General features: G+C 55.9%; 22 protein-coding genes and 2 tRNA genes. 12 read left to right on the forward strand and 12 right to left on the reverse strand.

Annotated features, from left to right (window positions below; genetic code table 11):
- Positions 1–58: 58 nt before the first annotated feature.
- On the reverse strand, positions 59–1741 hold the full coding sequence (gene ettA, locus UM93_RS05875) for an energy-dependent translational throttle protein EttA (protein WP_045074308.1): 1683 nt from the start codon (positions 1739–1741) through the stop codon (positions 59–61).
- Between the two features lie 151 nt (positions 1742–1892).
- Positions 1893–2174 carry a DUF6993 domain-containing protein gene (locus UM93_RS05880; protein ID WP_045074310.1) on the reverse strand — a complete coding sequence of 94 codons (282 nt, stop codon included), beginning with the start codon at positions 2172–2174 and terminating at the stop codon, positions 1893–1895.
- Here UM93_RS05880 and UM93_RS05885 point away from each other — a divergent pair.
- Positions 2173–2364: a hypothetical protein gene (locus UM93_RS05885; protein WP_045074311.1), complete on the forward strand. Its 192-nt coding sequence runs from the start codon at positions 2173–2175 to the stop codon at positions 2362–2364. The genes UM93_RS05880 and UM93_RS05885 overlap by 2 nt on opposite strands.
- 9 nt (positions 2365–2373) lie before the next feature.
- Here the strand turns inward: UM93_RS05885 and UM93_RS05890 are convergent, their stop codons facing one another.
- On the reverse strand, positions 2374–3801 hold the full coding sequence (locus UM93_RS05890; protein WP_234399389.1) for an MFS transporter: 1428 nt from the start codon (positions 3799–3801) through the stop codon (positions 2374–2376).
- 162 nt (positions 3802–3963) lie between these two features.
- Positions 3964–4521 carry a single-stranded DNA-binding protein gene (locus UM93_RS05895; protein WP_045074313.1) on the reverse strand — a complete coding sequence of 186 codons (558 nt, stop codon included), beginning with the start codon at positions 4519–4521 and terminating at the stop codon, positions 3964–3966.
- A gap of 187 nt (positions 4522–4708) precedes the next feature.
- Between UM93_RS05895 and UM93_RS05900 the strand changes: the two genes are divergently transcribed.
- Positions 4709–4781, forward strand: a tRNA-Arg gene (locus UM93_RS05900).
- A 237-nt stretch (positions 4782–5018) separates the two neighbouring features.
- On the opposite strand, the gene UM93_RS05905 is transcribed toward UM93_RS05900, so the two are convergent.
- The 4 genes from UM93_RS05905 to UM93_RS05935 form a co-directional block, all read right to left on the reverse strand.
- Positions 5019–5294, reverse strand: coding sequence for a hypothetical protein (locus UM93_RS05905; protein ID WP_045074315.1), 276 nt, complete (start codon positions 5292–5294; stop codon positions 5019–5021).
- A 135-nt stretch (positions 5295–5429) separates the two neighbouring features.
- Positions 5430–5684 (reverse strand): hypothetical protein, encoded by a 255-nt coding sequence (locus tag UM93_RS05910; RefSeq protein ID WP_045074317.1) that lies wholly within the window; start codon positions 5682–5684, stop codon positions 5430–5432.
- Positions 5685–7743: 2059 nt separating this feature from the next.
- Positions 7744–8124, reverse strand: coding sequence for a hypothetical protein (locus tag UM93_RS05920; RefSeq protein ID WP_045074320.1), 381 nt, complete (start codon positions 8122–8124; stop codon positions 7744–7746).
- Between the two features lie 1103 nt (positions 8125–9227).
- On the reverse strand, positions 9228–9794 hold the full coding sequence (locus UM93_RS05935; RefSeq protein WP_045074325.1) for a hypothetical protein: 567 nt from the start codon (positions 9792–9794) through the stop codon (positions 9228–9230).
- 80 nt (positions 9795–9874) lie between these two features.
- Between UM93_RS05935 and UM93_RS05940 the strand changes: the two genes are divergently transcribed.
- Positions 9875–10093 carry a hypothetical protein gene (locus tag UM93_RS05940; protein WP_045074327.1) on the forward strand — a complete coding sequence of 73 codons (219 nt, stop codon included), beginning with the start codon at positions 9875–9877 and terminating at the stop codon, positions 10091–10093.
- A 14-nt stretch (positions 10094–10107) separates the two neighbouring features.
- Here the strand turns inward: UM93_RS05940 and map are convergent, their stop codons facing one another.
- The gene (map, locus tag UM93_RS05945; RefSeq protein ID WP_045074328.1) at positions 10108–10875 is read right to left on the reverse strand and encodes a type I methionyl aminopeptidase; all 768 of its coding nucleotides are present in this window, start codon (positions 10873–10875) and stop codon (positions 10108–10110) included.
- Positions 10876–10989: 114 nt separating this feature from the next.
- Here map and UM93_RS05950 point away from each other — a divergent pair, with 114 nt between their 5' ends.
- Positions 10990–11667, forward strand: a complete 678-nt coding sequence (locus UM93_RS05950) for a DNA alkylation repair protein (protein WP_045074330.1) — start codon at positions 10990–10992, stop codon at positions 11665–11667.
- A 72-nt stretch (positions 11668–11739) separates the two neighbouring features.
- Positions 11740–12972, forward strand: a complete 1233-nt coding sequence (locus UM93_RS05955; RefSeq protein ID WP_045074331.1) for a glycosyltransferase 87 family protein — start codon at positions 11740–11742, stop codon at positions 12970–12972.
- A gap of 80 nt (positions 12973–13052) precedes the next feature.
- Here the strand turns inward: UM93_RS05955 and mptB are convergent, their stop codons facing one another.
- Positions 13053–14618: a polyprenol phosphomannose-dependent alpha 1,6 mannosyltransferase MptB gene (mptB, locus tag UM93_RS05960; RefSeq protein WP_045074333.1), complete on the reverse strand. Its 1566-nt coding sequence runs from the start codon at positions 14616–14618 to the stop codon at positions 13053–13055.
- Between the two features lie 153 nt (positions 14619–14771).
- On the opposite strand from mptB, the gene orn reads away from it, so the two are divergent.
- From orn to UM93_RS05985, 5 genes are all read left to right on the forward strand, one after another.
- Positions 14772–15404, forward strand: a complete 633-nt coding sequence (gene orn, locus UM93_RS05965; RefSeq protein WP_267884338.1) for an oligoribonuclease — start codon at positions 14772–14774, stop codon at positions 15402–15404.
- 23 nt (positions 15405–15427) lie between these two features.
- Positions 15428–15503 (forward strand) — tRNA-His (locus UM93_RS05970).
- 98 nt (positions 15504–15601) lie between these two features.
- A complete protein-coding gene (locus UM93_RS05975; RefSeq protein ID WP_045074336.1) occupies positions 15602–16762 on the forward strand; it encodes an acyl-CoA dehydrogenase family protein in 1161 nt (386 codons plus the stop codon).
- Positions 16762–17334, forward strand: coding sequence for a peptide deformylase (gene def, locus UM93_RS05980; RefSeq protein ID WP_045074338.1), 573 nt, complete (start codon positions 16762–16764; stop codon positions 17332–17334). Before UM93_RS05975 ends, def begins: the two co-directional genes overlap by 1 nt.
- A gap of 3 nt (positions 17335–17337) precedes the next feature.
- Positions 17338–18165 (forward strand): acyltransferase domain-containing protein, encoded by an 828-nt coding sequence (locus UM93_RS05985; RefSeq protein ID WP_045074340.1) that lies wholly within the window; start codon positions 17338–17340, stop codon positions 18163–18165.
- Positions 18166–18173: 8 nt separating this feature from the next.
- Here UM93_RS05985 and UM93_RS05990 read toward each other — a convergent pair whose 3' ends face one another.
- Positions 18174–18356 carry a hypothetical protein gene (locus UM93_RS05990; protein ID WP_045074341.1) on the reverse strand — a complete coding sequence of 61 codons (183 nt, stop codon included), beginning with the start codon at positions 18354–18356 and terminating at the stop codon, positions 18174–18176.
- A 79-nt stretch (positions 18357–18435) separates the two neighbouring features.
- Positions 18436–19272, reverse strand: coding sequence for an HNH endonuclease family protein (locus UM93_RS05995; protein ID WP_234399390.1), 837 nt, complete (start codon positions 19270–19272; stop codon positions 18436–18438).
- 209 nt (positions 19273–19481) lie between these two features.
- Between UM93_RS05995 and UM93_RS06000 the strand changes: the two genes are divergently transcribed.
- The gene (locus UM93_RS06000; protein WP_045074345.1) at positions 19482–19712 is read left to right on the forward strand and encodes a CsbD family protein; all 231 of its coding nucleotides are present in this window, start codon (positions 19482–19484) and stop codon (positions 19710–19712) included.
- Positions 19713–19965: 253 nt separating this feature from the next.
- Entirely contained in the window at positions 19966–21198 is a 1233-nt protein-coding gene (locus tag UM93_RS06005) for a hypothetical protein (RefSeq protein ID WP_052663653.1), read from the forward strand.
- Positions 21199–21417 lie beyond the last annotated feature (219 nt).

Here is a 21417-nt window from a genome sequence, read left to right on the forward strand (position 1 = left end):
ACAGCGGATTGTCGCGGACCAATAGGCAATCCCGGATTACGGAATCGCTACATGCGGCTTAGTCGCGCGTGAGCTTCCGATAGGTCACGCGGTGAGGCCTCGCCGCATCCGCACCTAAGCGCTCGATCTTATTCTCTTCATAAGACTCAAAGTTGCCTTCGAACCAGTACCAGTTGGCCGGATTTTCCTCGGTGCCTTCGTAGGCCAGGATATGAGTTGCCACTCGGTCTAGGAACCAGCGGTCGTGCGAAACCACGACAGCGCAACCAGGGAATTCGAGAAGCGCATTTTCCAGACTGGAAAGCGTCTCGACATCGAGGTCGTTAGTTGGTTCGTCGAGCAGCAGCAAATTTCCGCCCTGTTTGAGGGTCAGCGCGAGGTTCAAACGGTTGCGCTCACCACCGGAGAGCACTCCGGCTTTCTTCTGCTGATCCGGTCCTTTGAAACCGAAGGCTGAGACATAAGCACGGGAAGGCATTTCGACGTTGCCGACCTTAATGAAGTCCAAACCGTCCGAGACAACTTCCCAGAGATTCTTCTCCGGATCAATGCCGCCACGGCTCTGATCGACGTAGGAAACCCGGACCGAGTCACCGATCTTCAGGCTTCCCCCGTCGAGCGGCTCTAAGCCGACAATAGTTTTGAACAGGGTGGTCTTACCCACACCGTTCGGGCCGATTACTCCCACAATGCCGTTGCGTGGCAATGAGAAGGATAGCCCGTTAATCAGTTCTCGATCGCCGAACCCCTTCTGCAGATTGGTGGCTTCAAGGACCAACGAGCCAAGCCTCGGTCCCGGCGGAATCTGAATTTCTTCGAAGTCGAGTTTTCGGGTACGGTCCGCTTCTGCGGCCATCTCCTCGTATCGGGCCAAGCGCGCTTTCGACTTGGTCTGCCTTCCCTTGGCATTGGACCGCACCCATTCCAGCTCTTCGCTGAGTCGTTTGGCTTGCTTCGCGTCCTTTTTGCCCTGGATTTCGAGTCTTGCGCGTTTCTTCTCCAGGTAGGTGGAGTAGTTGCCCTCATATGGATAGAGATGCCCGCGATCCACTTCCGCGATCCATTCCGCGACGTGATCTAGGAAGTAACGGTCGTGGGTGACTGCGAGCACCGCGCCGGGGTAACTAGAAAGGTGCTGCTCAAGCCAGAGCACGCTCTCAGCATCCAGATGGTTAGTGGGCTCGTCAAGCAACAGCAAATCCGGCTTTTGCAAGAGCAACTTACACAACGCCACTCGGCGACGCTCGCCACCGGAAAGCACTGTGACATCCGCATCGCCGGGCGGGCAGCGCAGAGCATCCATTGCTTGCTCGAGCTGCGAATCTAAGTCCCAGGCGTCGGCGGCATCAATGGCTTCCTGCAGCTTCCCCATCTCTTCCAATAAGGCGTCGTAATCCGCATCCGGGTTCGCCATCTCTTCCGAGATCTGATTGAACCGTTGAATCTTCTGATAGATCTCGCCGACGCCCTCTTGGACATTGCCTAAGACAGTCTTCTCTTCGTTCAGCGGCGGTTCCTGGAGCAGGATACCTACCGTGTACCCCGGGCTCAGTCGGGCTTCGCCGTTTGAGGGGGTATCCAGACCGGCCATAATTTTCAGGATGGTTGACTTACCAGCCCCGTTCGGTCCCACGACGCCAATTTTGGCACCCGGGAAAAAAGACATGCTGACATCGTCGAGGATGACCTTATCGCCCACCGCTTTGCGGGCCTTGGTCATGGTGTAAATAAATTCCGCCATGCTTCAAGGCTAGTGGGTGAGAGCCACTAACTCACAACGGACCACACAGCGGCCACCCCAGTCGGCAGCAATCCTGGCAGGAAGACCCGCATAGTCAACGACTAATCAGCGGGAAACCCGAACGCCAATCGCTGAATCGGCCAGGCTTAGCCTAGCCCTGATCACCGACAAAGCACTTTCCGGTGCTCAGCACCGGCTGCAAGGTCACGGCAACCTTGCCTTCTCTTACTTGACCAATCACACAGGATTTCTCGACCTTGACCGAACCCTGAATGGCATCTACATCGAGACCAGTGGGAGTTTTCGAGATTGAAACTTCCACGTCTTTTGCTTCGACTCCGAGGCCTTGAAGGGTGCTGCGCACCTCATCTTGGCTCGGCTTCGGTGACTTCGCCGCCAAAGAAGTGAGAGCATCATTCACTTTAGTCACCATGGAACCAACCACGCCTGGTGACCTGGTTGCCAATGCTGCAGCGGCTGGGGCGGTCTCTTCAGGGGATGTTTCGGGGCTGGGCGCTGAGCATCCCACCAAGCCAAAAATAGCCGCCACAACCACCACCGCAGGTATCACTGCACTAACTGCCGAGCGAGAGTTCGAAGCTCTCCGGCTTCTTTCGATCTGAGTCACTCATTCATTCTGTCATGAGAGATTTGTCCGGCCCGGTTCGATAAGAAATAAACACGCCAACAACGGCTATCGCAGCCGATATTGCCAGGGTTCCGATCACTGGCCAGATTCCTGCTACGGCAGCCTCGCCCGGCTGTGCGGACAGAGTCCCAAAAACCACACCGACAACGGCGAGCGCCGCGGCAGCTCCGATGGAATCAATCATCGACATTGCGGATGAAATCGCGCCTTGATTGCTCTTCGACGCTTGGCTCAACCCCATTGTGCTCAACCGGGCCAGCCCAAAGCCCATACCTGCACCGGCAAATATCCAAGCCACAATAAGCACCGGTGCCGGTGCCCCGAACAAGACCGAAATCACCACAAGAACTAAAGAAAAACACAGCGAGATGCTGCCGCCCTGCACCGCTCGCTGATGCGAGACCTGCTCGGTCAGCCTGGACTGCGTCACCGAGGCCACCGTCCAGGAGATCCCTCCCACGGTCAGCGCCAGCCCGGCCGCCGTCGGACTCAATCCGTATCTCTTGACCAACGCTAAGACCAAGTACACCTCGGCGCTAAAGAAAGCCGCCGCCAACATTCCACGCATTAAAATCACACTCGGCAAACCCCGTTGAGCCCTTAAAGTTCCGGCTGGGAGCAGCGGACGGACAGACAGCACAACTCCCCCAAGACCCACGACAACCAGGGCTACCGCTATCAGCCCGGAGAACTGGGCGGCCAGGCCCAGAACAAGTGTTGCCAGAGCGGCGGCGAATGCCCACAATAACCGTTTACCCCACGGTGCTCCAGCATTGCCCGGTCCCATCTGAGCAGCATTGGCACGAATCCCGGGCAGCATCAGCAAGAGTGCAATAGGCAAAAGGATTAACACTCCGAGGAACACCCAGCGCCAATGCAGGTGGTCAGCAATCACTCCAGCAATAAACGGGCCGACGACCGAGGGAACCGCCCAAGCCACGGAAAAAGCAGCGAATATTTTCGGCAACAGCTGCTTGGGGTAGATCCGGGCCAGCAGTACGTAGATCACCACACTAATCGCGCCACTGCCCACGCCCTGGATGGCGCGAGCCATCACCAACAGCGTCATGGAGTTCGCCGCACCAGCCAGCAATAGCCCAACGGCGAATACGCTCAAGGCCGCGAACAGCGGACCTCGCGGGCCACGCCGATCCGACCATGAACCAGCGGCAACCATTCCGATCACCCCGGTGGCATAGGTCATCGCGAACACCAAGCCGTACAGTGTGCTTCCTGAGAGCTCCGCGCTTACCGCTGGCATGATCGTGGTCACCGCGAGGGATTCGAAAGCGGTCAACACGACCACCGAAAATATCCCAATAGTTGTCAGCAAGTATTGGGGTGACCACACTGATTGCTTTGTTGCCACTGCCCCGTTGTCCAATTTCGCCACGTCTTCATCAATAGTCACAGCATCAACCTAGAACCTCAGGTTGACTTTAGGTCAAGCCTATCCTCGGTTGCTCGAAGCAGGTCGCAGCCTGTTTCAACCGACCTTTGTTCCCTATCTCTGTACTATTTCCGAATCTCTGTATTGCCTCAGCTCCGATTCAACATCGAGCGAAAGCTAGTCTTAGAAAGCTGGCTCGGTCTCCTCTTCAGCAGCGCCTGCCTCCGTCTGAGCCTCGGCATCTGCTTCATCACCGAATTCTTCCTCAGCGTCGCTCAGGTCGCCCTGCGGTCTATCCCGGCTCTCAGCCTCGCTCAAATCGCCATCGGTTCCTTGATTCCCCGCTTCGGCCGGCGACTCTTTAGAACTGGGTAGCTCAAAAGTGTGAGTGGTCCGCTTGAACTTGGCCGTCCCCCAGAAGAGGTCGTGCCCCACCGCCTCAGCGTCAATCTCTGGCGCTATTCCACGACGTTCTCCGTTCACCCATTGTCGGAGCTTTAGTTTGCCGGTGACGATGACTCTCTCGCCTTTGACCACGCTGCAGGATGCGTTCTGCGCTAAACCGCGGAACATCGATACCGAGTACCAGTTCGTTCCAGCGTCCACCCACTGCGATTTCGTTCGGTCGTATCTTCGTTCAGTTGAGCCTAATCTGAAACTTGCCACCGGCCAGCCTTGTTCGGTGAGAATAGTTTTGACCTCGCTGGCCACAAACCCTCGAACAGTCACTACATCACTCATGGCGAGAACCTTTCGTCAGTTTCCGTCGCTTATCCATCTCAAGCGCTGTCTTCAGTCTGCGTCGCCATCGCCACACCCTCCAGAGGTGATTGGCGCTATGTGCGAATTCCTGCAGCACGGGGCGATGTGGAGGAGAAGTCGCTGACATTCGGTAGAGTGGTATGGTGCTTTGTCGAAGACAGCACTCGCCTCGGTAGCTCAGCGGATAGAGCAGGAGCCTTCTAATCTCTTGGTCGCAGGTTCGATTCCTGTCCGGGGCACTCCCCGCTTCCCTTTGTTTACAAGAGGAGAAGGGCTCTATTTATCCGCCAGAACTGACATTATTTTCAGTCAAATATTGACGGATGATGGCGGTCTACGACAGCATGGTGGACACTTTTTGGACACTTTCTAAGCGACTTTTCTTTGTCGTAGCCAGATCTCAATGTCCTTGTCGTCATAGCGCATTGTCCCACCCGGCAATTGGCAGAACGTGGGGCCTTGCTTAGCATTCCGGATTAACCAGCGCTCACTGACGCCAAGACGTTCGGCAATAGTGCGAAATCCATAATATGTGCCCGGTCGGGGGTACTAATCTTGTTCAGTTTGGCCACTAACTCAATGTCGAAGACCAAATCGCTCGCACCGCCACCAAAGGAAGCGAGCTTGGCTAGCTGGTGGTCGATTGTCTGCCAGATCTCGACGGTGTCCCCGTGCGGATCAGCGTCGGGCAAGGTAGCAATCAGGGCACCGCTGTCTGCGACTTCAAGACGAGCCTGGTCGAGAATGCTCACGTACGGCGAGTTTCCAGTCGATTTCAGCCATTAGCGTTCCCCTTGGTCGTAGAGGGGTGTGGTGGCGACGGGGGTGGAGCCTTGAATGGGTCGGCGCCGCGCGAGATCGCGCGGCGCCGACTTGTCATTCGCTAGTTATTTGGGCGAATAGAGAATGATTCCCCAGTAGCCACCGCCCGAGAGGCCCGAGCAGTTTGTGGATTCGATCTTGTTCCCGCGGCGCATGAGGTCAACCACTTTCGTGTTTACGGCTTCCCAGCAGGCTGCGGAAGTGCTCTGCTTCGTCTGCCAAAGCGTTGAGGCCTCGGCGGTGGCTGCGGCACTCAAGCCCGCACCAGCGGCAAGTCCTATAGCTAGGACGGTTGCGGTCAATGATTTCTTGATGTTCATATTTACTCCTCGAGCGGATCGTGGGACGAATCCCTATGGACACTCAAAATGTAAGCCATGCCACAAGCTTTTATCCAGCTAATAGCGATAAAATCCTTTCAGTGCCTCCCGGCTGCCCGGTGTTTTGTCTTCGGATACTTGCCAGGGGGCGTGCACGCCCCCTGGCTCATAGTGCAGGACCTTCTCTAATCTTGGCTTCAAGGTCGACAATAAGCTTTTTCGCCTTCTCAAAGCTTTGACGCTCGCTTGGTTCCGACGACCTGACAGATCCGTATGGCCAGTAATGGCGAAATTCATCTCTGAGATAGCGCAGATATGCGACCCTAACAGTCTTTGTATCGTCCGTTTCGCTCATGACCTCTCTTGACCTGCACCCAATCTATTCACCCCTTGGCTCTTGCACGGCTTTAGCCAGCACGTCCGAACTAGTTGTTAGGTTGCCACCAGCAGGCTTAACGGCACGCTCGCGAACCACCCGGCCAATTCCGCGAAGGTTCTGACTGTCGACTTCACCGGCTCAGTGGCCATCAACGGGCCCGCCGACGATAGGCGGCAATCCACTGGTATAAGCCAAAGGCGACACCAAATATGGCAGCAACCCACGTACTGATTCCTGGTATCGCCGCTGCCGCAGTTGGAAGCCACTCGAGGAACTGCGAACGTCCGGATCTCGTCCCGAGCCATTCCATTAGGAATGCCATCGTGACCATAAAGATGCCAAATCCAGCGATGATCCAGCTTGTGACGTTGGCTGTGCGACTCGGTCTAGTCGCTCGAATTGCAGCCAAGTCTTTGTCGAGGCCCTTTGAATGTTCCTGGCCTTGTGCTGGGACGGTAAGGTCGTGGAGCACGTTATCAATCCATTTGAGCATTTCTACCCTTGACGCAGTTCTGGTTAGCGGGTCCCCCATGGTTGACAGCTCGATCAATCTCGGCTTTAGCAGCGCTAGCCAGTTCCTTGCCCGCTCCTGACTGCTCCATCTTGACGATGGACTAACTTGAAGGTGTTCGACCAATTCAATTTCAATAGCCCAAAGAGTCGCGACCGGTGACCGTTCATCACCCTTCGTCGAGTCTTGCACAAAGAACCCAGCAGCCTTGTTTGAAACGTGAATTATTTTCCAGGTTGACGGGAAGCGTCTAAGCCACCGCGTGCTAAACCTCGTGTACGTAAACCCCGCCTGAGCCATTACGATAAAAATCAGCCCTAAAGACGTATAGGTGGTGACGATGGAATATCCACCAAAGAATGCCAATAGGACGATCACTAGTTCGACTGAAAGAAACTCGACGACTATTGGTAGCAATGTCCGGCGATAGTATTTATTGTGTGCCCGAAGTGCCCTGCGAAGTTCCGGCCCGAATCGCCGGTCCGCAATCCTCCAGCTGTGTCCAACGTTGCTGGGTCGCCGAACGCTCTGCGTGTGCCGCAGCCAGGGCAGCCACGGTCTACGCTTTGACGCCTGCATCTCGAACTTAGTTAAGGTCATGCCACTAGCCGATTGACCCTCTGTACAGGTTACGGTAAGTGAAATTAACCACCAGCCTGCGCTTACAAGGCCGGCTAATCCAGAAAATATTATTATGTTCGCTATCACTTCCATAGGTGAAACTTAGCATTAGCGAATTCTTGCAGCTCCTAGCTTCTTAGTGATGACTTGCAGGAGTCGGCCCGTTCGGTGGATCATATGCTCCGGAAAGCCTGAAGTGATGGACACTATCTGGACACCTAGACGCCGGAATCCCTTTATTTGTAAGGGATAAATTTAAGCCTTCTAATCTCCTGGTCGCAGATTCGATTCCTGTCCGGGCACTCATCTCTTTGCCTGCGGGGTACTGTGCGTGGCTCAGCCATCGCCCACTCACGGCTGCTGGTCTACTGATTACTGCCTTCTTAATTGCCGTAGCCACAGCGTTAAGGTTTTCATGAGCGCCCCTCGGACTAACTGGACAAAAGCGATAAGCCAATGAAGCCTGCTGCCCAAGGTAACTCACGTCCCAGCAGGCAACAGGCTTCATTAGTCGAATTATTGAATTTTGGAACTGTGGAATTGCTGCATTAGTTGTAGCAAGCAATAAAGCTGAACGGAGCGGACGATACCGTACCGGAGACTGTTGCGCATTTACCAGCCATGTTCTTTTGTACGACGCCACCGGCGTAATAGGCAAAGGTTCCGCTGTCAGATGAGTAGTCCCCATTGGGGCGGGTCAGAACGATCCTCAGCGAATGGCTACCAGCTTGGTTGTCGTACAGCATGGCACATGCTGTAACCCCGTCTCTGGTCGATCTCCAGATTTCCACAAATGCAGGAGAGTTAGTGAACCGCACAGTCTTCTCCTTGACGCCGTAGCACTGGTTCACCACGATGCCGTGGGTAGCTGCTGATGCCGGTGCTGCGGCCATCACAGCGCCAGCACCGAGCAGTAATAATGCTGTCATTGAAGCTATTGTTCGTCTTAACGCTTTCATGATTACCCCTTGAGTTTGATGTGACTACGGCGCGGTTAGTCGCGGTTAGTCACAGTTAGTTAGGAACCGCTTGAATGCGGGAGGGAATGGGTTGCAATCAGCGCGATGAACCTACTTCTCCGGAGGTTCTTCATAGTTCCCCATTTTCCCCTCGACAATCGACTAGCATGGTGACGAAAGGCTATATCACGCAGAACTCGACAGCAATGGCTAAAATCGATCTCGAAATCTCCTGCTGAGCGCTCAAGATACTCAGCGAAGGTTAAACTTCGCCCGGTTACAACTGAGCGATACCGAAATCTAATACCTTAATCGATACTAAAATCGATACCGGAATTTTACTGACACGCGAATCTGCTGAGGTGGCCAGTAATTGAGTAATCTTGTTCACTCCGGGGCCCCAAGAACCACAAAGGAAGCCAACTGGCAATCGAACTTTCGATTTCTTCCTCGGCATTACTACCCTCATCGCAGGTCGATTCGTTCCCTCCTCGGCCCGCAGAAGGAACGGCTACGGCAGTAGATCAAATCAGCGTGAAATTACGGTAGTCTTATTCAGTGGGCTTCATAAAATTCTTCAGCAAACCAATTGTGCTGTGCACCATCGCGGGTCTTTGTCTTCTCACGGCAGCCGCTCAATTCTTTTTCAAAGAGCCAAATTTTCGTCTCATCACATCAGAAGTAATCACCGCCATGCTGCTGCTCTTAGCGGCAGCATCGCTTAAGTTACAGCAACCTCAGGTTGAATCTGGAGTACAACCAGCGCGACGGAAATTGAGATAGCTGATGCTGGGAAAATCTATTCAACTAGCTCCGCAAATACCCGCCGGTCGAGTTAGGTGCTAAAACGCTGGCTAGCCTCACTCATGGTTGGACTATTACTCGGTGCATTTATCGGCCTACTACTGAGCAGCATGACGTGGGGACTAATTTTAGGGCTGATCTTAGCCGTACTTATCGCCGCTGCCGCCAAAGCGGGTGCCGGCTCCTCAGCCGATCGGTAACCGTAATAGCACCTCGCCGCGATCAGCAGTCTCTGAGGCTAGTTGACCGGCCCGGTTAGCCTCTCCGCCTTAGAGGATAAAAACAAAACAGACCCCGACCGCAGCACCGGCCAGCGCACCAGCGCACACCTGAGCCACTGTGTGATCCTTGAGGACTACGCGCGACCAGGCCACTGCCAGCACCACGACAACACTCAGATACCACCAGAGCCCCAGCACATCTGCCATCCCGAGGACGAAGAAGGCTGCCACCGCGGTATGGACTGAAAGTTTCCAGAAGACGTTAACAACGCCGACGACGATCATGCCGAGGCTGACAGCAAGCAGACCAATAACTGAGATTCTCGGGGCTTGCATCAGCAAAAGCACCAGCAGCCCGACCGTTGAGGAAACCAAGGAAGCGATAATAATGGGGGCGCGCTGCTTCCGCTCCCCCACATGGTGGTCGCTGAGTTTTCCTTTACGGGTGGCCACGACGATCCCAGCGAATGGCCCCAGCGCAGTGAAGATGGCGGCTACGAATCCGCTCAACAGTCCGAACCAACCGGCGGTCAGTCCGCCAGTCGCCAGCAAGAAGACGGTAACCAGTACGGTTGGTGCAAATACTTCAGTAATGACACGGGCCAGCTTCAGCATGATGCGAGCATAGCTGAATGAGGTGGGTTAATAGCTAAGGTCGACAGCTAACTGGGAGTTGCTCGGAATACACTGGATAAATGAACCCCAAATGGTATTACCTGCTGATCGCGGTGGCGCTGATCTTAATCGCGGTGGGGATTTTCAACGTCATCATTGGGGCCCTCACCTCGCGTTGGCCGAATATCATCACAGGCTTCGGCCTGATCATCGGCTTTGGACTCAGCCTGAGGTACTGGATTCGCGCGCTTCGCGACAGTCACAGCAACCACCAGACGGCACCGGCTAATGAGCCATGAATCTAGCCGAGAGCCTATAAAGCGGTCAGCACTATCGGTCCCTGATCGGTAATCGCAACGGTATGCTCACTGTGCGCAGCCCGCTGGCCACCGGGCGAGCGAAGTGTCCAGCCATCGGCGTCATAACGGTAGTCACCGGAACCGCCAGCGATCAGCATTGGTTCAATAGCAATAACTAATCCGGCCTCTAGGATCAACCCACGACCAGCGTTGCCCTGATTGGGAACGTGCGGTTCCTCATGCATCGCCCGGCCGACGCCGTGCCCTCCGTGGTCGGCCAGAATGCCGTAGCCCGCCGCAACCGCTGTGGCACCGATTGCGGCGGCAATGTCACCAATCCGATTCCCCACTCGGGCTTGCTCAATCCCCCGCGCTAGCGCCGTGTCACAGGTGTCGATAAGCGCCTGGTCAGCCGGATTGATGGCGCCGACAATAAAACTTATTGCTGAGTCGCCGCACCAACCGTCCAAGAAAGCACCGCAGTCTATAGACACTAAGTCGCCGTCGGAAATCCGATAATCGCTCGGCACACCGTGCACAATAGCGTCGTTCACGCTAGCGCAGATCACCCCGCTAAAAGGGCTTGGTGCCCAGCGCGGATGGTAATTCAAAAAGGCTGGCTTCGCCCCCGCCTCCGCGATCACCGTGGCAGCGACTTCATCCAGTTCTTTGAGCGAGGTACCAATCAGAGCCTGTTCTCGCACCGCAGCCAGGGCCTGCGCAACCACTCGACCCGCTTCACGCAGCGCCTGAATTTCCTTACTGGACTTCAACTCGACCATGCCACCACTTTACGCAGCAATCACCGTCATTAGTCACCTTTATTGTTCAGCGGTCACTAGTTGACGACCATTGCTCGCCGGCCAATGTTTAATAACAAGATGTTTAATAATTAGATGCAGCAACGACTCATCGATCAGGTCGAGCAAGACCTCCGAGAACTAGCCGACCCCGATCGGGCGATCAAAATGCAGGCGTATATGAAGTCCTCAATGCCTTACCTCGGGGTTCCGATGCCGCAGGTTCGAAAACTCACCAGTGCCGCGGTGCGCGCTTTCCCCTTCGCGTCGGCTGAGCAGTTACTCGCGACGGCTGAGGTGCTCTGGCGCGAGGCCGAGTACCGCGAGCTGCGGTATGTGGCCCTGGCCCTCACCGCGCTCAAGCCAGCCCGCGGCAATCTGAATTTCTTGCCGCTTTACGAAGAGATGGTCAGCACGGGCGCATGGTGGGATTACGTCGATGAAGTGTCACATCGAATCCAGGAGCTACTGAAAAGTCAGCCAGCGACGATGAAGCCATTGATTCGTCGATGGAGCGTAGCTTCGGATTTCTGGTTCCGGCGGCTATCGATTATTTCTCAGCTACAACTCAAAACTGCTACCGATTTAGATCTGCTCAGCTCGGTCATTGACGCCAACGCAGCAGATAAAGAGTTCTTCATTCGGAAAGCCATTGGCTGGGCACTACGAGAATACTCAAAAACGGATCCTCAGTGGGTCAGCGCCTTCGTCGCCGCGCGGACTTCCACGCTCAGCCCACTCTCACAGCGCGAAGCCCTCAAACGGCTGAGATAGGCACTGTTGAAGAGCCGCGATGCTATCCTTCCTATGTTCTGAAGCATTCACTCCCAGTAGTAGGACCGGCGCTTGTCTGAGACCTTGCAGCATAAATTTCACCAACCACGGGCGCTTTGGCTCAGCTTCGGCGTCCTGCACCTGCTGATCCTTGCCCTACTCTCACCGCTCATCGTCAGCGGCCAAGTTTTGAGCGATATCGGCTATTACCGGGCCTGGGCGTTTGAAGGTATCCAGAACGGCGTTTGGCAAGGCATCAGTCAGGCTTGGGTCTACCCGGTTGGTGCACTGCTCCCCATCGTGCTGAGCGCTGTCTTCGGTCACTACCTCTACCAGCTAGCCTGGTTCCTGCTCTTCGCCGCGCTGAACTTCATGGCGGTTCGAACCTTGACTAAATCTGGCAGCAGCAACGGATACTTTGCAGCTTACTGGTGGCTTGGCGCAACCGCGATACTCGGCGCCGTCGCGGTCGGACGGATCGACGGTTTGACCGCGCCGATGGTGATCACAGCCTTACTCATCGTCGGAGCGCGACCATATCTCGCCTCAGCTTTACTCAGCCTGGCCACCTGGATCAAAGTCTGGCCAGCCGCGGTTCTTTTCGCCGTCGTGGTAGCCAGCAAGCACCGGCTCAAAGTAATCCTCTCTGGCGTTGCGGTGACTGCCGTAGTGGTGGCAATAGTGGCGACGGGCGGCGGTCTGCAATACCTACTTGGCTTCCTCAATGCCCAGGGCGGGCGCGGCATGCAATTGGAAGCGCCGTTCACCACCCCCGGCCTCTGGCAGGCAATCCTCCATCTCGGTGATACTTACGTTTTTGAAGATGTGATCATCAATACCCGAGAGGTACGCGGCGGTATGAGCGAGGCCATCGGCGCGGTGATGAATCCGCTGCTAGCCCTGGCTGCCCTGGTGATTCTGCTGCTCCTACTCTGGGCTCTGCGTCGCGGCGCTGAGGTGTCCCAACTGATCGCAGCCGGATCCCTCGCCCTGGTCGCGTCATTCATCGTGTTCAACAAAGTTGGTTCACCGCAATTCCAGCTCTGGCTGGTCGCGATCGTGGCGGTAGGCCTTTTCATTAATCGTCGTGGCTGGCGATTCCCGGGGTATCTCATGCTCGCTATCGCGGCGCTGACAACCTTGGTATACCCGATCTTCTATGTGCAGCTCTACGAGCTCAATCCGGTTATCGCCGTCGTCCTCACGCTGCGTAATATCGCCCTGCTGGTACTGCTAGGCTGGGCGATCCGTCAGGTCATTCTGTTGGCTAGAGCCGGCCGGAAAGAACTGAGCCAGCTGTCTTGAAGAAAACAGGGCTGAGCAACCAAGCCGAGCGAAACATTCGGTCCGTCAGGCCCTGAACAATCGGCTACGACTCGTGGCGACTAGATAATCTCGCGGCCAGAGCGGCTGCTGCTCAAGAACAGCTCTCGGGTCTTTCGGTCAATGAACACCACATAGATGGCGAAGCCTAGAGCAATAAGCGCGGCCGCAAATCGCGCGCTATCCAAATTGATCCAGGACTCCCCCTGCTGCAGGTAGGGGTAGACGTTCAGCTGATCCGAGATGGCGTAGATCATGAAGAAGGACAGCACGAAATAAAGCGTCTTGACCTGCCAGTCATTACGGATGCCGGTGATCGCAAACAACGGAATCAACCAGACCACATACCAACTTTGAATCATCGAGGACAGTAGCACCACGGCGCCTAACGCGAGCGCGGCACGGCGCATGATGCGCTCGTAACTCCCCCGGAACATCAACCACACCACAATGCCGACGGCGACCACCTTGGCAGCCAGCCAGAATTGCCGGGCCAGCGCCCAACCGTCCCAGCCGAAGGTGTTGGTCAGGCTTGCGATCACCCAGCCGATGGCACCCACCGGGGCGTACCAAATCCAGACGCTACCCGGCGCGGAGAGACCATTAATCCAGCCAAACCAGAAGCCGTTAATCCAACCGAGTACGGCCAGAATGCCGAGCGAGAGCGCCGCGGTGAGCCCCCAGTAGATAAACTTCCGCGGCCAGTTCGCCTTCTTACCAGCCCACAGCAACCCCACGAAGGGCAGCAGGATGATGGTGATCGGCTTAATCGCTATCGAGACCGTGATCAGCACGATCCCGAGCACATTTCGCTTCGTCGCTGAATAATAGAGCCCGGCAATGGCCAGGCCGATCATCAGTGCATCGTTGTGCACTGCAGCTAGGAAGTTCACCAGGAGCAGCGGATTGGCAACGCTCAGCCAGAGCGCCCGATGCGGGTTAACGCCGTGCAGCACCGCGAGCCGGGGTACATAGATCATGCAAAGCACTACACCGACAGCTGAACACAAACGGAAAAGGAAGACTGATACTTCGGGGATCCCGCCACTAATCGAGACCACGAACTGCTCAATCCAGAGGAAAACCGGCCCGTAAGGAGTGGGAGCCTCGGCCCATAATTTATCCGCTCCCAGCTGGTACCAGTTCGAGATCGCAGAAATCCCATTGACATAGGGATCAAGATTGGCCTGCATCAGCCGCCCTTGGCCGATATAGGCGTAAACATCACGGCTGAACAGTGGGATGGTCAGCATCAAAGGTAGGGACCAGAAGATGATCGCCTTCTTAACCACTGGTCCTGACTCCGGAGGCCAGCTTTTGAACCGTTGGCCCAGCCTGAGCCAAGCCCGCACCAATACCATACCGCCCACCGCAATACAGGCGACCGAGATGGCGATGCCGACCGGCTCGGCGCGCATCCAAATGAAAAAAGGATTCCTTACCAGAGCCGAGGACTGCGCCAGCCAGCCAATGCCAACCGAGCCAAACATCATCAATAGTGAGCCAATCAGCCCAGCGGTCAGTGGCTTCCAATAGTCATTTGGCAGCGCTGTCTCACTACCTCCCGCTGACACCGCTTCGGTCTTCTGGCGCGCGCCTGCTCCAGTTGCTGACTCAGGCGTTGTCATATCAGGTATCCGATCTGGCGGTGTGCTCCCAGCTCGCCGACAGTGCCGGAAAACCAGGAAAACACAAAGAAGTACAGGAAAGCAGTAAAGCTCAGACCATTTTAGACCAGTCCGTCGAAAGCGCGGCGTCAAACCGCACGGTACATTAGACGGGTGGCTAATTCCTCTATATCTGCTGATCGCATTGTCTGGATCGACTGTGAAATGACCGGGCTCGACTTGGCAGCTGATGCGCTCATTGAAGTTGCCGTGCTGGTAACCGATTCTGAGCTCAATATTCTTGGTGATGGCGTCGACGTGGTGATCAAACCTGACGACGCCGCGTTAGCGCAGATGAACGATTTCGTCAGGCAGATGCACACCACCTCGAAGTTGCTAGATGAGCTCCCTCACGGTAGCAGCATGAAAGAGGCCGAGGACAAGGTGCTCGCCTACATCACCGAGCACGTTCCGGATCCGGGTAAAGCGCAGCTCGGTGGTAATACTGTAGGCACCGACCGGGGCTTCCTGGCCCGAGATATGCCTCGGGTGATCGAACATTTGCACTATCGAATCATTGACGTTTCAACAATTAAGGAACTGGCACGACGCTGGTACCCTCGCGCTTACTTCCAGTCGCCGGCCAAACTCGGCGGACACCGCGCGCTGGGCGATATCGTCGACTCGATCAACGAACTGCGCTACTACCGAGAGGCAGTTTTTGTACCCGCGCCCGGCCCGGATACCGCGACATCACAACAGATTTCAGCCTCGGTTATGAGCACCGCCTCGAAAGCTGTAGACTAATTGTCGCTGCGGGAACGCACCTGGTGGGATTAGCTCAGTTGGTAGAGCATCTGATTGTGGTTCAGAGGGTCGCGGGTTCAAGTCCCGTATCTCACCCCAAGGAGTGCAAAAGCATTCTCAAGCGAAGGCCGCATCGGTTTACCGGTGCGGCCTTCGTGCTGAATAAACCCTGCTGACCTATTTGAGAGGCCCTGGAGATGAAGCGCTCGCTTTTCGAGGAAGATCACGAGTTATTCCGCGAAGTTGCCCGAGAATTCAATCAGCGCGAGATCGCCCCGCACTATGCACAATGGGACGCCGCCCGACTGATGGACCGCGGACTATGGACCAGCGCCGGTGAGCAGGGCCTGCTCGGTCTAGCGATTCCTGAGGAGTTCGGCGGAATGGGCATGACGGACTACCGTTTCCGCGCCGTTCTTGACGAAGAGTTCGCCCGAGCCAACCATTTTTCGGTCAGCTTAGCCTTTCACTTGCACGATGATATGGTGCTGCCGCACCTACTCGCCTATGGCTCCGATGAACTCAAGCAGCGTTGGTTGCCTGGCATGGCTTCCGGAGAGATCGTCAGTTCAATCGCCATGACAGAGCCCGGCGCGGGCTCTGATCTACGCAGCATTCGCACTCGGGCGGTGCGTGACGGTGATGACTGGCTGATTAGCGGTCAGAAGACTTTCATTGGCAATGGTATTTCAGGCGATGCCGCGCTCGTACTGGCCCGCACGGACGGCAGTAGCGGCCGCGGCCAGGCGGACTCATTTTCGCTGTTCATGGTCCGCAAAGGCGAGGGCTACAACACCGGCAAGCAACTGGACAAAATGGGGCTCAAAGCCTCTGACACGGCCGAACTCTTCTTTGAAAATGTCAGGGTTCCCGGCGGCGATTTGGTCGGTGAGCTGGGGCGCGGCCTTGAATATGTGGCCCATCAGCTCCCACAGGGACGGCTGGCGATCGCGGTAGCCGGCTCGGCCGTCGCCCGCTCCATCGTCGATGCCACCGTTCTCTACACCAAGGAACGCACCGCCTTTGGCGAGCGAGTCGCAGATTTTCAAAACACTCGCTTCGTACTCGCCGATTTACAAACTGAGGTGGAAGCCACCGAAAGTTATGTAGATCAGGCCATTAATGCCTTCAATCAGGGTGAGTTGGACGCTGTCTCAGCGGCAAAAGTGAAACTTTGGGCGAGCGAACGGGTCAAGGCTGTCACCGACCGCTGTCTTCAACTGCATGGCGGTTACGGTTACATTTTGGAATACCCGGTGGCACAAGCCTTCCTAGCTGCACGGCTACTGACCATCTTTGGCGGTACTAATGAGATCATGCACGAAGTCATTGGCCGCGATCTCACTGGAGAGCGCTAATGACCATCCATCCGGTAGTGATCCAAGGCAATCCAGTGCTGCATCGTCGGGCCGCTGAAGTTACCGACTTCAACGATGAGTTGCGCACCCTCATTGCTGATATGCATGAGACTAATACCGCCGCCAATGGTGCTGGTTTGGCCGCACCGCAAATTGGCATCGGCTTGAGGGTCTTTGTTTACGCAATGGACAATGAGGACGGCGTCGCCCCCCAAGGCGTCTTGGTTAACCCTTCATTGGTGACCGGGAAAGTTTCGGGCAATTCGCCTGATCCTGATGACGAGGCCGAAGGCTGCTTGTCAGTACCTGGCTATCATTTTCCGCTCAAGCGGGCGGAGTGGGTACGAATCAGCGGCTATGACGGTTTCGGCGAGAAAATTGAATTTGAGGCAACCGGTTGGTTCGCGCGTTGCATGCAACATGAGTACGACCACCTTGACGGCAAACTGTATGTCGACAAACTGGTCGACAGGTATAAACGGAAAGCCCGACGAGTCGCCAAGGAACACGGCTGGGGCGTGCCGGGACTGAGCTGGATGCCGGGTGTCGATCCAGATCCTTTCGGACACTGAGCGATGGATATTCAGTCGCTCCTGAAACTTGCCGAGATTCGTCCTGCGGATCAGCGGGAGGTCAGCGAACTACTAGCTCAGGAACCGACCGCGCCGGTTTTCCAAGCTCTGCAGATCTTGCGAGATAGGCTCGGCAGCATTGGCGAGCCACCACCCTCAGGTGATCAGGAGGAGCTGGTGTGGATGAACGCCTTGCTGCGCTTTCTGCCGGAACAACTTGCCTGGTATCAGCAGCAGGGCATCCCCGATCAGGTGGTGCAAGCCACCATTGCCGATATTGGCCGCCATATCGCAATTTCGCGGGTCACTAATGGGCGCTTCGGCTTGCAGACCTGGCGCTGGCTGACCGAGCACGCCACCGGAACGCTTTATCAGTTAGGCCGGTTGCAGTTCCAGATCCATCCAGGGCCGGCCGCACTCCCCGGATTGCAATCGGGAGAACACATTCTCGGCATTCACATCCCGGAGATCCAAGGCAGCCCACTAAGCCCCTCTGCCGTTCAAGACTCCCTTGCGAAGGCAAAGGACTTCTTCGCGAGGTATTTTCCTGCGCAGCCGGTAAGGCTTGCCAACTGTATTTCCTGGCTGCTGGACCCCTATCTGTCCGCGAATTTGCCGGCGGAGTCAAATATTGTCCGCTTTGCGGCACTCTTCAGCCATTATGGCGAGTTAGTGGATACCCCTAGCGATGCTGTCTATTTCACCTTTCGCCGCCGAGATTTCTCTCAGGTCAGCGATTTACCGCGCGACACCATCCTGCAGCAGGTAGTGGCTGGCCGGATCGAGCACGGCGGAGCCTGGCAGGTAGGCAAAGGCTACCTATCGCTCTAGCGGAGCCTTCAGTTTTCCCGGATCACCCGCTGCAAATCATCCGAACAAGCAGCATGCAGTTTTTCCAGTTGTTGGAGGCGCGCCTCGGTTAGCTCGCCACTCGCGTAGTCTGCCTGTGCCTTATGAAGCTGGCGCTCGGCCTCCTTGAGGTTTTGTTGCGCTAGTTCTACCGGGTTGAGCATCTCATTCATATTTTCAGGATGGACCTGTTTTGTGTTGCTTACCAGTCCCTCACGCGGATTTACTGACATCTTCAGCTAACTCACAATCTCAGGAGAAGCCGGAGGCGAAAGTGCTTTGCACAGGGCAACTTCTGAGCACTGAAAGCATCGCCGCTTTCTCCGCTGCATCCAGCCAAAGGCGATAGGCGGCCTTGACCGAGATCTGCCGGGCCACGTACTCGCAGCGGAAGGCAACATTTTTCGGTAGCCAACCGGCTGCGTCGGCGTCGCTTTTCTCCTGATTACTAGGACCATCTACCGCCATCAGGTTCAGCGGGTCGTTGGCGAAGGCCAGGCGCTGCGCCGGGCTGAGCTGCTGAGCACCTTTTTGCCAAGCATCGCTGAGCGCCACCACATGATCAATCTGGACCGAGCTCGAGCTGCTCGGGCCCCTTCGGAAGGTGAGCTGTTGCCCGGTATAAGGATCGGACAGTCGCCCGGCGGCCACCAGGCAAGCCGCGTGAGGTGTTACTTCAACATCTTGTAAGTCTCTACGCAAAATGTCATTGCGGGTGTCGCAGCTATTGTGATCCAGATCGGTCCAGGCTTCACCAAATTCCTCACGTCGGTATCCGGACTTACTGGCCCTCTCACGCACCGGAAGTCTCTGTAGCAGAGCTAAAGCCGCGGTGCTGCGAACACTAAAAACCGGACCCGGTCCTGCCTCGGAGAACGGCGATAGCTCGACAGGAGCCTTTTCCGCTGCCAGCCAGTTCGGCAGCTCTTGGCTGGTTTGCCAGCAGCCAAGCCCCGCTCCCAGTAGGAATAAGAAGACCACCCCAGCGACAATCTTCCTCACCGAAAACCGTCGAACGCCCTTGTATTGCCACTTGTATTGCCGCTCGTATTGCCGCTTGCACCGCCACTGGGGTGAGTTTCGATTCACGGTTTCAGGGTAAGGAAGAGAGAGTGCCGATTGCAGCCCTGTACTCAACATCAGGGAGCTATGTGGACAAACCGGGTGTGATAAGACAAATGTCTCAGCGTCGCGCTTTCACAGCGCACGTTCAGGCTAGATCGATAACGTGGAAAGCACCTGCACAACAGTAGGGCGAGTGACTAACTCGTTGTTCAAGCACTGGAAGGAAGAAGATCATGGGTCTTTTCGACAAGGCAGAGAACAAAGCGCAGGACCTGACTGGCCAGGCCAAGGAGAAAATTGGTGAGGCCACCGATAATCAAGATCTGCGAGCCGAAGGCGTGGCAGATCAGGGCGAGGCCGGTTTGAAGGATGTCGGGGAAAAAATCAAGGACACCGCCCAAGATCTCGGCGATAAGCTGAAGGACGCGGCCGGAAACCTTACCGACAAGTTCAAGAAGGACTAGCCTCGGCCAGCAATTCGGCTGCCGGGCCCCCTGTAATTAGCGAACAGGCCGGTTTTCCGCCAATTATGGTGGAAAACCGGCCTTCGCTCTGCCACAGATCGGGCCGTATAGCGGCTTATCAGTGGACACGTTAGCTTATTGCTATTGCAATCTGGAAAAACTTAAGCGATTTAGCAAACAAAATTTCGGCCAACTAAAAATGTGACAAACAGTTGCGAGATTACTGTAGCATCCAGCAGTTTCCCAGGTTTCCATGAAAGAACCAAAGGAGTTGCACAGCATTCGCAACACTAAATCGGTTAATGAATTGGAGGGAATTTTCGTGAAACTGCAGAGCAAACTGATAGTTGCCGCGACCCTGGCAGTCGCCCTAACGACGGCCCCAGCAGTTGCCCTTGCCCAAAGCCCCAATAAGGCGCCCGGCGCCGAGGCGGTCACCGATACTGATGGGGATGGCTTGCCCGATCTTTGGGAAACCGATGGATATGACTCCGACGGGGACGGTGTGATTGATGTGGATCTGCCTGCATTGGGGGCAGATCCACGGAAAAAGGACATCTTCGTAGAGACCGACTACCTTCCAGGCGAACTGCCGAGCGTCGCGGTGTATGACAAGATCGTGCAGATCTTCGCCGACGCCCCGGTGCAAAACCCCGACGGTAGCACTGGGATCAATATTCACCTTGACGCTGGCTCCGCCGCGCCGGCGGCCCGGTACAACCTAGGTGGCGGGAATGAGATCGCAAATGTGACCACTGTCGCTGGTGTCTCGACCGTGGCGAACGCCAAGAGCAGCAATCTTGCTGCGGCTCGTAAACCGATCTTCCGTTATATGTGGTGGGCGGATAAATATGGCAGCGGTTCCAGCAGCGGACAGGGCTACCAGCCCGGCGATACGTTCCTAGTTACCGTCGGCAAGACCTATTGGAAGAACATCTCCGACGATGGTAAGGCTGGCACCTTTGTTCACGAACTAGGACACACGCTCGGCTTAGGCCACGGTGGTGGTGACAACATCAACCGCAAGCCGAACTATCTGAGCATCCTCAATTACGCCTATCAAATCGATGGCATTCCGCTCTCTGGCGGCGGCAAGCTTTACAGCTACTCCTCCACCGCCGCGGCTACCTTGAACGAGTCGGCGCTCGATGAATCAGCAGGTCTTGGCGCGGCCGGTGCCGGTTTCAAAACCAGCTACAAGAACGGGCTCGGCAAGACAGTGGTAACTAGCGGCGACGCCAGCGGGCCCATCGACTGGAACGGTAATGGGGTGATCGACGCAGCTCCGGTATCAGTGGATATCAACGGCGAGGGCGGCAACCAGCAAAGCCTTGCCGGTTACGACGATTGGTCTCATTTGCGATACAAAGCAGGAGCGGTGGGCGCCAGCTCTGGCGCTATTGCAGAACGCAGCAGAGCCATTGCCCCTCAGCTAGTCAGTAACGAACTGACAGCCGAACTCTACGCAAAAATCAGCCGTCACTAAGCCTAGCCAAGCTCGCTGAACCGCGATTTTGATTGCTGCTGGCTGTCCTGCATGAAAGCCTCAGAGCCAGCCAGCAGCAATCGCCTAAGCCAATAGATACCCAATAGATACCGCACATTCGCTTGCTGACAACCAGCACCTGAAAGGCTGGGAACTTGCTGGAATTTGCTCCATCCAGAGTAAGGCCCACCTAAACTTGCCAGCTATAAGTGCCACAAA

The sequence above is a fragment of the Psychromicrobium lacuslunae genome, from assembly GCF_000950575.1.
GTDB lineage: Bacteria > Actinomycetota > Actinomycetes > Actinomycetales > Micrococcaceae > Renibacterium > Renibacterium lacuslunae.

Coding starts and splice junctions, on each gene's coding strand:
- UM93_RS05880 (WP_045074310.1), bottom strand. CDS start 2,174: ATGGTGACTAAAGTGAATGATGCTCTCACTTCTTTGGCGGCGAAGTCA.
- UM93_RS05940 (WP_045074327.1), top strand. CDS start 9,875: ATGAACCCCAAATGGTATTACCTGCTGATCGCGGTGGCGCTGATCTTA.
- UM93_RS05975 (WP_045074336.1), top strand. CDS start 15,602: ATGAAGCGCTCGCTTTTCGAGGAAGATCACGAGTTATTCCGCGAAGTT.
- UM93_RS05895 (WP_045074313.1), bottom strand. CDS start 4,521: ATGAGTGATGTAGTGACTGTTCGAGGGTTTGTGGCCAGCGAGGTCAAA.
- UM93_RS05910 (WP_045074317.1), bottom strand. CDS start 5,684: ATGAACATCAAGAAATCATTGACCGCAACCGTCCTAGCTATAGGACTT.
- UM93_RS05920 (WP_045074320.1), bottom strand. CDS start 8,124: ATGACAGCATTATTACTGCTCGGTGCTGGCGCTGTGATGGCCGCAGCA.
- map (WP_045074328.1), bottom strand. CDS start 10,875: ATGGTCGAGTTGAAGTCCAGTAAGGAAATTCAGGCGCTGCGTGAAGCG.
- UM93_RS05985 (WP_045074340.1), top strand. CDS start 17,338: ATGGATATTCAGTCGCTCCTGAAACTTGCCGAGATTCGTCCTGCGGAT.
- def (WP_045074338.1), top strand. CDS start 16,762: ATGACCATCCATCCGGTAGTGATCCAAGGCAATCCAGTGCTGCATCGT.
- UM93_RS05935 (WP_045074325.1), bottom strand. CDS start 9,794: ATGCTGAAGCTGGCCCGTGTCATTACTGAAGTATTTGCACCAACCGTA.
- UM93_RS05990 (WP_045074341.1), bottom strand. CDS start 18,356: ATGAATGAGATGCTCAACCCGGTAGAACTAGCGCAACAAAACCTCAAG.
- UM93_RS06005 (WP_052663653.1), top strand. CDS start 19,966: ATGAAAGAACCAAAGGAGTTGCACAGCATTCGCAACACTAAATCGGTT.
- UM93_RS05885 (WP_045074311.1), top strand. CDS start 2,173: ATGGAACCAACCACGCCTGGTGACCTGGTTGCCAATGCTGCAGCGGCT.
- UM93_RS05950 (WP_045074330.1), top strand. CDS start 10,990: ATGCAGCAACGACTCATCGATCAGGTCGAGCAAGACCTCCGAGAACTA.
- mptB (WP_045074333.1), bottom strand. CDS start 14,618: ATGACAACGCCTGAGTCAGCAACTGGAGCAGGCGCGCGCCAGAAGACC.
- UM93_RS06000 (WP_045074345.1), top strand. CDS start 19,482: ATGGGTCTTTTCGACAAGGCAGAGAACAAAGCGCAGGACCTGACTGGC.
- ettA (WP_045074308.1), bottom strand. CDS start 1,741: ATGGCGGAATTTATTTACACCATGACCAAGGCCCGCAAAGCGGTGGGC.